Below are 12662 nucleotides of genomic sequence, written 5' to 3'. Positions count from 1 at the left end.
ATCAGCATCACTGATTTTGTTCAGAGCGGTATTTAAGCGGGTGCAGGCCAACGGTTTTTTTGAAAACCGTACTGAAGTAATGGGGATTCTCATAGCCCACGAGTTCGGAAATCTCCATTACTTTCAGGTCTGTGCTTGTCAGCAGCTCCTTCGCTTTACCTATACGGATCCGGGTAATATAGTCGGTAATCGTCTCGCCGGTCTCCTTCTTGAAGATCAGACTGATATAGTTAGGCGTCAGGAATACCTCCTCGGCAATTCTGGAAATGGAGAGCTCAGAGGCGTAGCCTTCCTGGATAATAGAATGGATTCTGGTGATGATCCGGCTGTTCTTGGAGGTGTTCTTGCCTGCTACATATGCACTTAAGTCATGAAAAAGCGACAGCATATACGCCTTCAAGCCGGTAATATTCTTATGAAGGTACAGCTTATCCATAATTGTAATTCGGTCACTCAGTACCAGCCGGGTATCCTTATCAATCTCATACAGGGCCCTGGCGGAGGTGAAGATCATCTCGGCACAGATACTCTGCACATACTCAATCTGCAGCTTGGGCCCGGCCAGTCTGGTGAACAGCTGCTCCATCAGCTCCATGACGGTGCCCGTATGGCCTGCCTTCAGTTCATTCATGAGCTTGGCCTGGAATTTATAGAAGTAAGTGCTCTCCAGTGTCTCCGTTTCCGGCTGGATATCCTTAATGTAGAGGACAGAGCCGTGCCCGGTATAGAATGTGTACACCAGCGCGGCCAGCGCATCCTTGTATGAGTCCTCCAGCTGGCCGGCCAGGGGACAAGCTCTGCCAATGCCGGCCGAGGCATCCAGCCGCAGATACTTGCGGATATTACTGATGATCTGCCCGCATACTTCTGAGATGGAAGAGGGCGAGGGAACGTCTGCCGGGCAGAAAAGCATAATGAACTCGTTCTCGCTGGCGACGAAGCTGATAGAGCACGGGTGGCTGACCAGACACTCGTTGATAATATTTTGAATGGAAAAGTAAAGCAGCTGCTTGTATTCCTCCGAGAATTTGTCCACTGCGCTCTGGTATTCATCCAGCTGCAGTACACAGGCAGTCAAAGCTGTCCCCCGCTTGAAGGGAAGGGCGAAATAATTGATTTTCTGCCAAATTTCATCCTCGTTCCGGTATAGGCCGGCAATCAGATTCTGCAGGAACTTGTCGCGGATCACCGGCATGCTGTCCTGCAGCTGCTTCCTCAGCTGCTCCACATCCATCTGATGCTCCCGTTCTCCCTTAAGCTTAGCGACAACCTGATGGAAGACCTCACGGACCTCGGTTAATTTCACCGGCTTCAGAATATATCCCTCGGCACTCACCTTCAGCGCGTCCCGGGCATAGGAGAAGTCCTGGGCGCCGCTGATAATAATGATCCGGGTAGGACTGCCTGCTGCCCGCAGCTTCTCCGCCACCTGCAGACCGCCCATCAGCGGCATCATAATATCGGTGAACAGAATATCCGGCGTAAGCTTCAGGCATAATTCATAGGCCTCCAGTCCGTCAGATGCCTCCCCTATAATCTCAATTCCGAATTCTTCCTGCCATTTGAATACGTGGATCAGGCTGCTGCGGATAAACGGCTCATCATCCGCTACGATCATCGTTAACATCTTCACTCACCTCATCCCATGTAGTCACCACCGGAAACCGGATCACCGCCAGCAGGCCGCAGCCATCCTCGGTATTAGCGTAATAGCGGATTCCGTAAGACTCTCCAAAAAACTGCTGAATTCTCATATGCACATTGCGGATACCATAGGACTGGTTGCCCGGCTGCGGATGGGTTAGCAGCAGGTTCAGCCGCTCCGGGTCTGCCCCCACGCCGTCGTCAAACACCGAGACGCTGAGAATCTCCTGTGAAGTCTCGACTCTGATGCGGATTCTGCCTTGACCCCGCCGCTGCTGAATGCCATGAATCAGGGCATTCTCAACCAGCGGCTGCAGGCTGAGCTTGACCACCAGGCATTCCTCCAGCAGCTTGGGGTCCGTCTCCTCGAGTTCATATTCCAGCCTATCCCGGAAACGGAACTGCTGAATCTCCAGATAGCTCTCCACCTGCCGCAGCTCATCGCGGAGCGGGATGATATTCCGTCCCTTGCTCAGGCTGTACCTGAAGAAATCCGAGAGGGAGGTAACCATATTGCTGATCTCTGGAATATCGTGATTGATGGCGATCCAGTTGATCGAATCCAGGGTGTTGTAGAGAAAATGCGGGTTGATCTGGGCCTGCAGGGATTGGAGCTCGGCTTCTTTCTTGCGCAGCTCGGTCACATAGAGCTTGTCAATCAGCGCCTTAATCTGCTGGAGCAGCTTGTTATAGCGGTTGAACAAGTAGGCGAATTCATCCTTGCGCCTGTAGCGGATGGTAATGTTGAAATTTCCACTTTCGGCATGCGACATCGACTGGATGAACTTACGGATCGGCGCTGAGATATTCTCTGACAGCAGCAGGGCCATCATGAGCGAGACCAGCATACAGATGCCGATCACGATATACATCACCCGGCGGAAGGCGGCTAATTCTCCGTTAAGCTCACGGACAGGAGAGAACGAGAGAATGGTCCAGCCGGTGTTGTCGATGGTCCGGTAGGAGACAAGCATATTCTCGCCGCCGATCATCTGGTGAAAAGAATGCAGACCCGCTGAACCGGCAGCCGGAGCGTTCATCTTGCTGTAGTAGTCCTGTGTGTTGATGTTCTGCCCGATCAAGGCCGGCTCCGGACTGATGGCGATCGTGCCGGTTCCGTCTGCGATATAGACCTTGCTGCCGGGCGTAGGCTTGTAATGCTCCAGCAGTGTGCCGAATTCAGCTACAGGAATGTCGATGGTCAGAAGTCCGACAAAGGGCAGCTGGGCATGCCGGATGCCGAACAGACGCCTTGCGAATTTGAGGGTGTACTTGGAATCCAGAGAGCTGAGTCCGACGACAGTGAAATCGGATTGGGCCGGAATGCCCAGATACCAGGGCTTCAGAGAGATGAGATCGATATTGAATACACGTCTGGAGAAGTTATATTGGGTATATTCCGGGCGGTTCAGCATATAGAGCATAGGGACAAAGCTGCTTCCAGACGTACCGTTCGCGGGGAAGTTCTCGAGAATTTTGCTTAGGGCAGCCAGCTCATTAATGATTCCGCTGCTGTCTGTGGGCCGGTTAGAGGAGATGAGGTCAGCGAATTCTGAATTAAGATAGAGCGATACCATGGATTTATTGGCGGCCTCGAACCGCTGGGCCAGATTGTCCTGAACGAGATTGAAGTTGTTCTCAATGGATGTATTAACATTGCGGGTGATAATATCGGCTGATTTGTTATATACCGTCACCGATATAATGGTTGTCGGAAGCAGGACGAGGAACAGGAAGTAGAGAATCAGCCGGCTGCGGATGCTGAAATTATACAAGAAGAGGGTCCGCGACAACGTATCATACAGCTTCCTCATTGGAGCCCTCCCCGGCGTCCCGATATTTGCGGCTTGCCATTTATCGGGTATTGGTGGAAAATACCAATCAATAGCTGGTATACATTGTAAAACGCAACGAGTCTTGATGTCAACGCAGGAGGTGCAAGATGAAACGGTTCCTGTTCTATATCCTTGCCTTACTATTATGCGGGACTGCAGCGTATGCCATTGCTTATGACCGTCCGCTGCTGGTGGACTTCCGCCCGGATCCTGCGGAAGCACCGGTGCAGCCCATCCGGATAAAGATTGCCCTGTATGACTGGACGGAGAACCTGGAAGTGAAGAATGCCATCAGTCAATATAACAAAACCAATCCCGATCATATCGAGATTAACGTTATGGATATCGCTGCAGATGTCTACGATGACACCTTAAATATGCTGATGACCTCGGGACAGGGTCCGGATGTGTTCAGTGTGGATAATACCTGGCTGGCTACCTATGTGAACAAAGGGTATTTGGCTAATCTGTCCGCAGAGCTGAACACTGCTGACTTAAGCAGATTCCCGGCATGGGCCAGGAATTATGCACACAGTTCTTTGTTCAGAGGGGGGATCTACTTCATGCCCTCCAGTGTCGATACCGTGCGTCTCCTCTACAACAAGCAGCTGTTCCGCGATGCGGGACTTGACCCGGAGCCGCCGCCGCTTACCTTCGAAGCGGTGAAAGAGGCTGCCGCCCGGATCAGCCAGGCAGGAGAGGGCGTGAATAAATATGGCTTCGCGCTTCCTGCAGGAGACAGCCAGGATAGCCTGCAGACCGGTCTTGAAATCTCCAATACCTCTAGCGGTTACTATCTTTATAATTACCAGACCGGGCGTTATGAGCTGAGTGTATACAGATTCTGGCTGCAAATGGTGCTGGACATGAAGCGTGAGGGGAGTCTGTATCCGGGTGAGGCACTGCTTAAGCGTGATAGTGCCCTGCGGCAGTTCGCGGACGGCAATATCGGCATGATGTACGCCACCAGCAAAGATTATGTAAAGCTGCAGGAATATATGCCGAAGGACGATTGGGGAGTTGCAATGCCTCCCGTGGCGGACGCCTCCAAGCGGGACGGCGGAGCGCTCATGATGATCCCGCACTCTCCGCTGGTAGTGAATGATTCAGCGCCAAGCCGGGAGGCGGCGGTTAAAGTGTGGAAATTCCTGCAGTCCGGGGAATTCCTGACCATTCTGTTCCAGCAGGCGCTGGCCCTGCCGGTGGTGGATGGTATTCTCGATGTTCCGGGTCTTGCGCCGGGGCTGGGGCACTTCAAGGAATTTATTCCGACTGCTGCTGAGTCTATATATCCGCTCTCGCCGCAGATTATGGATCAATATGATCCGAGCACGGTATCCATGGAACCGCGTGATTCCGGGGACCGTCCGAGGATGCAGCTGTATCTGCAGATTCTCTCGGGAGAGAGGCCGCTTGACGAGGGGCTGCGCAGCGAAACGGAGCGGCTGAATCAGATGCTCGACATTGCGGATACGGGGTACTCTTTTCAGCGCGAGGAGTATATCTATCCTGACTTTGATCCGCATCATCCCCTAAAGGCAGAGAGTCTGGAGAGCCAGCTGAGTAAGGGACAGGAATAGAATAGCCCGTTTAGGATTAGGGACTTGCCCGGGCCGTGGCGGCTTCGGGGGAGTCCTTTTTGTGCTGGCGGGTACCTCACAATCCCAAACTCCGTAGGATTTTGAACTTTTATTATAGATGGCCTTATTTAGCATCAGCCGTTCTCCGGCTACACTTAAGTCATGGAAGAGAGAGACTGCTGAAGGAATCAGGAGGCGGAAGGAATGATTACAGAGGAGAAGAGAAGCGTAGCCGATGCAGGCAGCGGCCTGCCGGTACACAGGAGCACGAAGCGGGGCACCATGCTGAGACATCTGCTGAAGCACAAAGTTCTGCTGCTGATGCTGCTGCCGGGTGTGCTTTTTTTGCTGGTCAATAATTATCTGCCGATGTTCGGGATCATTATTGCCTTCAAGAATATTAACTATGTCGACGGCATTCTCGGCAGTCCGTGGGTGGGGCTGGATAACTTCAGATTCCTGTTCGCAACCTCGGATGCCTGGATTATAACCCGCAATACGGTGCTCTACAACTTTGTGTTTATTATTCTCAACCTGGTGATTGCCGTGTCCATCGCGATTGCCCTGAATGAGCTGAAGAATAAGCTGGCCGCCAAATTTTATCAGAGCATCATGTTCTTCCCGTACTTCTTGTCGATGGTTGTGGTGAGTTATCTGGTGTTCGCCTTTCTGAATGTTGAATACGGTTTCATTAATAAAGGGATCTTCGCCCTGTTCGGGCTGGATGAGCTGAACTGGTATTCCGAGCCGAAATATTGGCCGTTCATTCTGCCGCTGATCAACCTCTGGAAAGGGGTGGGCTATGGTTGTGTCATCTATTTGGCGGCCATCATCGGCATTGACAACGAATACTATGAAGCGGCCCTGATCGACGGCGCCAGCAAGTGGAAGCAGATCCTGCATATCACGATTCCGCTGATCCGTCCGGTCATTATCATCACAACGATTCTGGCCATCGGCGGGATCTTCCGCTCCGACTTCGGGCTGTTCTACCAGACCACGCTGAATTCCGGAGCACTGTACCCGACCACGCTGGTCATCGACACCTACGTCTATAACGCACTGATTAATATGGGGAACCTGGGCATGTCCGCAGCAGCGGGATTGTATCAATCGGTGGTCGGCTTCTTCCTGGTCCTCGGCTCGAACTGGATCGTGCGCAAGGTCGACAAGGACCAGGCGGTATTCTAAAAAGGAGTGGAAATCCGTGGCTAATAACGAAATATCCAGATTTACCAACCTCATTCTCCATGTTATTTTTATCATCCTGTCCATTACCTGCCTGCTGCCGATTGTGCTCGTCTTCATGATTTCCATTACCGACTATGATTACATTGTGCTGAATGGCTATCAATTTATCCCGGAGAAGCTCAGCCTGGAAGCCTATGCGTATATCTTCAAGGATTACAGCGTTGTGTTAAAAGCGTACGGCGTATCCTTCTTCGTCACCCTCACCGGAACGCTGGTCAGTGTGTTCATCTCTTCACTGTATGCTTATCCGATCTCACGGACCGATTTCAGATACCGCGGCTTTTTCGCCTTCCTGATCTTCTTCACCATGCTGTTCGGCGGCGGGCTGGTGCCCTGGTATATGGTCTATACGCAAGTGCTGGATCTCAAGAACTCCATCTGGGCGCTCATCGTGCCGATGCTGCTGTCGCCGTTCAATGTGCTGATCATGAAAACATATTTCCAGATGAGTGTACCGCCTGCGCTGATCGAAGCCTCCACCATCGACGGGGCCGGGGAGCTGCGGACGTTCTTCCAGATTGTGTTTCCGCTGTCCCTGCCGGTATTCGCCACAATTGGGCTGTTCAATACACTGCATTACTGGAATGACTGGTTCAACAGCATGATCTTCATCACCGATACAGACCTCTATTCCCTGCAATATCTGATGTACAAAATGATCTCCCAGGCGGATTACCTGAGCCGCAACGGCGCACTCATTCAGGGCTCGGCCACCGAGCTGGCCAAATTACCGGGGGAAACGATCCGCATGGCGATGGCGCTGATTGGCATTGGTCCGATTGTGCTCGCGTATCCGTTCTTCCAGCGGTATTTCATCAAAGGCTTGACGCTTGGCTCGATTAAAGGCTAACCTCGGAATCAACCGATTAGCATATATTGTTCCATCAAGGGGAGGAAACAAAGTATGGCAGGTAAAAAAGTCACGGGTCTGCTGCTGTCGCTTGTACTTATGGTTGGGTTCACCCTAGCCGGCTGCTCCGGAAATAACAACAATACCGCTGCTCCTTCGGAGAAGGCAGGGGAGAGCACCGCGGCTCCGGCTGCCACTAAGGAAGCCACTGCAACGGATGCGGCCGGGACGGAAACGCCAGATGCGCTGGAACCGGTGGAGCTGTCGCTCTATCTGCCCGGCGGGCCGGATAAGGATGTGGCTTCTGTAGAGCAGGAGATCAATGCGTATCTGAAGGATAAAATAAATGCCACGATCAAGATTAACCAGCTGAGCTGGGATAAACCGGCCGATAAGGTCAACCTGATGATCCAGTCCGGCGAAGTGTTCGATATGGTCTATACCTGGAACTTCATGACCAATGCGGCCAAGGGAGCGTATCTGCCGCTGGAAGAGCTGATCGAGGAATACGCTAAGGAAACGAAGGCACAAATCAATCCTGCATACCTGCAGGCGGCTACTGTTAACGGACATTTGTATGCGATTCCCACAGAGAAGGAGCTGGGGCAGTCTGTCGGGTTTGCTTTTGACAAAGCGATTGTCGATAAATACGGCTTCGATGTGAACAGCATCAAGAAGCTGGAGGATATTGAACCGATGCTGAAGACGATTAAGGAGAAAGAACCGACTCTCTCCCCGCTGTTCATGAATCATACCGACAGTCTGAACTGGTTCACCGCATATCCGGAAAGTGAAGACCTTGACGGCAGCAATGAAATCCCGACGCTGCTCGATTACAAAACGATGAAGGTATTCAATGAATATGATACTCCGGAAATCGTTGAACGGCTGAAGCTGATCCGCAGCTGGTATGAAGCGGGCTATATTAACAAGAACGGTGCCACAGACAAGACCGAGCTGAAGGATGCGGTCAAAAGCGGCAAGGCCTGGTTCGTCTACGGCAATATGAATCCGACCTCCACCAATGACTGGACCCGGCTCGCCGAGAAGCCGATGATCATCAAGACACTGCTGCCGGTTGGCGTCAGCACCAAGAGCCTGCAGGGCTCCATGCTCGCCATCTCCAGAACCTCCAAAAACCCTGAACGGGCCATGATGTTCATGAACCTGATCCATACCGATCCGGTGCTCTACAACCTGCTGACCTTCGGAATTGAGGGCAAGCATTATAAGAAGCTGGAGAACAACACGGTGGAGTTCATTCCGGACAGCGGCTACAACTCCGTATCTTCCTGGATGATCGGCAATGTGCTGCTGAACTACCTGAACAAAGACGAAGATCCTAACCGCGTACAGCTGTACACCGACTGGAACAAGAACTCTGCCGTTTCACCGGTCATCGGCTTTGTCTTCGATTCGACCAAGGTGCAGTCGCAGATCGGCGCACTGATCAATATTACGAAGCAATATAAGAACACCCTGTACTCCGGGGAAAAGGACCCTGAACCGGTCCTGAAGGAAATGAACAGCAAGCTGAAGGCCGCAGGCCTGGATGCTGTGATTACAGAAATTCAAACGCAACTGGATGCTTTCCTGGCCGCCAAATAAGCAGCTAAGGCCATAGCACGCCCGGTATTCATAGCAGGCAGTCCCAGCGGCCGCTTGCCGGATACCGGGTATTCTCATTCGCTGAACCAGCATTTGGGGAGCCCTTATCTTATTCTCAAGAAGAGGGTGTTAATGTGCGAAAACAGAAGATAACAGGCAAGTTGCTCATTACTGTTCTGGTGCTGATGTCCGTTCTGGCGCCTGGCGGGCGAATTCTGTCCGCCGGACCGCCAGCGGCACGGACTGCTGTGCAAGAAATGAAGTCACCTGCGGTGCTGTCGCTGCCTGCCGCTGAATCGTCCTATGGCAGGACGGTCACAGAGGATACCTATCAGCCGCCCACGCTGCTCTGGCAGGTTGGGGAGCAGGATAACAGCTCGGCAGAATTTACGGTATTTCAAGATGTGTACAGTGAGAATATTACCCTCCCCGCAAATCCCATGAGCTGGAATACCCTCTCCAAGGGCATGAAAGCAGACCACAACGGTACCATGAATCTCACCTTTAATTTAACCGAAATCCCTCTCTACGGCGTGGAGTTCAGCTTCAAAGTTATAGATGCAAGCACCGCTATTCCGCAGCTGGCCGTATTCGCAAACGGCAGCTTCAGCGGGCTTATTCAGATTACCGGCTTGAATGATGGAGAGACCCCGCTTACGCGCACATGGAAGCAGACCTATAAGCTCTACATTCCCAAAGAACAGCTGAAGATAGGGCAGAATGAGCTTAAGCTCACCGTTGACCGGGGATTATACGCAGATCCGCAGTCTCCCGGTTATGACGGGGACAGGTATCTGTGGTTTGAGTGGGATTATTTCAGGCTGGATGCGCTGGAGGAGCAGGCCGCCGAGCCTATACACGGGCGGTATATTCATCTGGGAAGCACAATTGCCGCATCCACCTTCAGGTATGACGAGAATGCAATCCGCCATCTGGCGCCAATGACCAAGTGGTTGGGCATAGCCTACAGCGGCAACTGGATGCGCACCTCCTTCTGGTCCGATACCAGCGCAGGCTGGGACCCGCTGGGGCGGACTTATCTGGAGACGCTGCGCGATCTTAATCTGGAGCCGATGGTCAATATCATCGGCGGGAACTGGAAGAGCAATAGTGAACTGGCCGCCGGAACCATCAGCTCAGCGCTGCGGAGCTATTATGCCGGGTTCGTCAGCAAATTCGGCGATCTGTACCAGTATGCGGAAACGGGCAATGAGCCGGGATTATTCGGCTGGGCACAGAAGGCGGTGCTTGCGCTTCATGAGCTGATGGATGAGGAAAGGCAGACCAATAGCCAGCCGTACCTGAAGATTGTTGCCCCCGGCTGGGCGTACTGGCCGTATAACGGAATTCCCGACGGCTGGGAGCGGGATGCCAGCCAGCGGGCAGCGATTGAAGCGCTGTCGGATGTGACCAACGGCCACAGCTATGGCGGCACCGGGGTTCAACCCTTGCCGGGCGGAAGCCTGTATGAGAATTTGCGTGTTTATGGCGAAGCGGATGAGGGTTTTGGCAAAGAAATGGCGATGAGTGAGACCGGCAGCAATGACAATCATTCCGACAATACGAAATATGGAACGTATGCGTACAGGTTCGCCTCAGCTTTTGACCGGGAGCTGCGGGGGGATATCGGCTATGTAGATCATATTATGCAGCACGCCGCCTTCTTCAATGACGGGACGGAGTTTGGGCTGTTCGATTCCGCGATTAACTGGAATACGCACCGCTATGAGGATACGGCAGCAGTGCCGGCCAATATCAATGAATCCGGGGAGACCCGGCTGAAGACGTTCCGCAGACTGGCCGCCGCTTATGCGACCCATGGAAGCCCGCTCAGCTACGAAGTTCTCAATGCGGCTGCATTAACCGGGCAAAAGGCTTATTTCCGCGCAGTGGATACCTCGGCGCTGGGGGTTACAGCCATAGGCGCTTCGTCCGATAAAATTCTGCTGAACTTCGTCAACTTTGAGAAATCGCCGGTAACCATGCAGGTACGGGTTGCGATGCCGTCCAGCGGAACGTATACGGGGGAACGCTTCGGTGCAGGAGATACCTATGCTGAAGCACATTCGAAGGTCCAGCTAACAGCAACGCCTTATATTATGCAAACGGTTACATTAGAGGCGGGCGAAACTGTCCAGTATATTCTGGATGAGAAGGAGAACACCCTGCCATCTGCTCCGGCCAGTCCGGCGGCAGTAGCAGTAAGTCATGAACAAATCAAGCTAACCTGGAATGCCTCCTCGGACAACGATGCGGTAGTCAGCTATAATGTGTACCGTGACGGCGGAGCGGTCCCGGTAATCAATGTTCCTGGACGCCTTACCTTCTGGAGTGACTATACCGTTAACCCCCAGACCACTTATAGCTACACGGTTCAAGCGGTGGATGACTCCGGCAATGTATCGCCGCTCAGCACGGCTGTATCCGCCACCACACCGGTAATGCCGGTTACGCCGCATGTCACGGGAGATCCGGCCAAATTCGAGGCGGAAGCTACCTCCTTTACCCTGCCGCTGAAGACCAGCAATAACAGCAGCGCCTCGGGAGGGAAGGTGGTCGAGCAGACACATGGCGGGGGACTCGCCATTCAGGGCTTCTATTCCGCGAACGGCGGCAGCTACACCTTAACTATTGCATACGCTTCCAATCAGGAATCGAAGAAGAATATTCTCGTTAACGGAGTGAAACAGTCCACAGTTACGCTGCCCTCAACAGGAAGCTGGACTGCCAATATAACCGCACGGCAGTATGGGATTACACTCCAGGCAGGCTATAACACAATCAGCTTCACCTCGGCAGGGAACGGGGCCAATATCGATTATTTCAGGCTGGAAGAGGGGCTGTATGTTCCGGTCTCCGCGTGGTACCCTGTTGCGCATAATCATACTTACATCGACTATACCGGGTTCGAGACCGCGCCGAATGGGGTCTCCCATGTGACCTATGGAACGGATGCTTTGGCAGGGTTTAGCTTTAACGGCACCGGCGTCCGCTGGAGATCGGATATCAAAAGCGATATGGGCAGTGCTGACGTCTATGTCGACGGCGAATATATGGAGACGATAGTGATTCCGCAGGCCGGACTTGAGGGGGATCATAAAATCGTCTATGAGCTGACGGGCCTGGAGTATGGTCTGCACCGGATTGAAATTTCAGGTACCCAGGGAAAAGTCATGGTGAGCGGACTGGAATTCCAGAGCTATGAATCGGTATTGCCGGTTCCGGGGCCGGATCTGACCGTGACGGATATCGGCTGGAATATCGTGAACAGCGACGGCAGCCCTTCGGCGCACAGCACTCCGCAGCTGGGGGATTCGCTGATTTTCTGGGCCAAAGTGAAGAACATTGGCGTCCGCCCTACACCGCTGAACACATCAACCGGAGTCGGACAGATCACCGGCGGCGCCTTCTCGGTGAATGGCGGGGTTGTATCCTGGTCGGACACGAACACCAGCGTGATCCAGCCGGGCGAAGAGATCACATTAACAGCCAACAGCAGCGCCCAGGGAACGCCCCGCTGGACAGTGCCGACCATTGGCAGCTTCACCATCAGCTTCTTTGTGAATGATATCTGGCGGTATGTCGAGATGAACAAGGAGAATAACAAATTAAGTGAGGCCCTGCTCATCAGTCTGCCCTGACGGGCGGAGTGGGGCACAGGCTTGCGTTTACTGAGGGGCGGATTAATGCAGACCTGGGCTCATGAATGAAGGCTTATACTCCCCGTGTGCTTTGAAGTGTGAAGCGGCGGGGAGTTTCTATTTCAGGGTAATCATGATATCCGTCTGGAGGACGAATGTGTCCTGTGTCAGGGATCCCTCTGAATCCGCCGAAAATGGGCAGTAGAAGGAAATGAGGGGCATTAGTGCCCCTGAATCCGCTGAAAGTGGGCAG

At 53.0% G+C, this 12662-nt stretch carries 7 protein-coding genes; 5 read left to right on the top strand and 2 right to left on the bottom strand.

Going from position 1 to position 12662, the window contains the following annotated elements; translation table 11 throughout:
- Positions 1–7: 7 nt before the first annotated feature.
- Positions 8–1627, bottom strand: coding sequence for a response regulator (locus tag MKX70_RS04410; protein ID WP_042231762.1), 1620 nt, complete (start codon positions 1625–1627; stop codon positions 8–10).
- Positions 1602–3458, bottom strand: coding sequence for a cache domain-containing sensor histidine kinase (locus MKX70_RS04405; RefSeq protein WP_042231765.1), 1857 nt, complete (start codon positions 3456–3458; stop codon positions 1602–1604). Before MKX70_RS04405 ends, MKX70_RS04410 begins: the two co-directional genes overlap by 26 nt.
- Positions 3459–3586: 128 nt before the next feature.
- Here MKX70_RS04405 and MKX70_RS04400 point away from each other — a divergent pair, with 128 nt between their 5' ends.
- From MKX70_RS04400 to MKX70_RS04380, 5 genes are all read left to right on the top strand, one after another.
- Positions 3587–5059 (top strand): ABC transporter substrate-binding protein, encoded by a 1473-nt coding sequence (locus MKX70_RS04400; protein WP_042231768.1) that lies wholly within the window; start codon positions 3587–3589, stop codon positions 5057–5059.
- Positions 5060–5263: 204 nt separating this feature from the next.
- Positions 5264–6250 (top strand): ABC transporter permease, encoded by a 987-nt coding sequence (locus MKX70_RS04395; protein ID WP_042231770.1) that lies wholly within the window; start codon positions 5264–5266, stop codon positions 6248–6250.
- 16 nt (positions 6251–6266) lie between these two features.
- Positions 6267–7160 carry a carbohydrate ABC transporter permease gene (locus tag MKX70_RS04390; protein WP_340781295.1) on the top strand — a complete coding sequence of 298 codons (894 nt, stop codon included), beginning with the start codon at positions 6267–6269 and terminating at the stop codon, positions 7158–7160.
- 54 nt (positions 7161–7214) lie between these two features.
- A complete protein-coding gene (locus MKX70_RS04385) occupies positions 7215–8768 on the top strand; it encodes an ABC transporter substrate-binding protein (RefSeq protein WP_340839596.1) in 1554 nt (517 codons plus the stop codon).
- A 134-nt stretch (positions 8769–8902) separates the two neighbouring features.
- Positions 8903–12409, top strand: a complete 3507-nt coding sequence (locus MKX70_RS04380; protein WP_340839595.1) for a carbohydrate-binding domain-containing protein — start codon at positions 8903–8905, stop codon at positions 12407–12409.
- Positions 12410–12662 lie beyond the last annotated feature (253 nt).

The sequence above is a fragment of the Paenibacillus sp. FSL R7-0312 genome, assembly GCF_038004445.1.
In the GTDB taxonomy this organism is placed as follows: domain Bacteria; phylum Bacillota; class Bacilli; order Paenibacillales; family Paenibacillaceae; genus Paenibacillus_AQ.
The sequence above is the reverse complement of the archived record's forward strand: the minus strand, read 5'-3'. Positions and strand labels throughout refer to the sequence as shown.

Coding starts and splice junctions, on each gene's coding strand:
- MKX70_RS04385 (WP_340839596.1), top strand. CDS start 7,215: ATGGCAGGTAAAAAAGTCACGGGTCTGCTGCTGTCGCTTGTACTTATG.
- MKX70_RS04405 (WP_042231765.1), bottom strand. CDS start 3,458: ATGAGGAAGCTGTATGATACGTTGTCGCGGACCCTCTTCTTGTATAAT.
- MKX70_RS04400 (WP_042231768.1), top strand. CDS start 3,587: ATGAAACGGTTCCTGTTCTATATCCTTGCCTTACTATTATGCGGGACT.
- MKX70_RS04395 (WP_042231770.1), top strand. CDS start 5,264: ATGATTACAGAGGAGAAGAGAAGCGTAGCCGATGCAGGCAGCGGCCTG.
- MKX70_RS04410 (WP_042231762.1), bottom strand. CDS start 1,627: ATGTTAACGATGATCGTAGCGGATGATGAGCCGTTTATCCGCAGCAGC.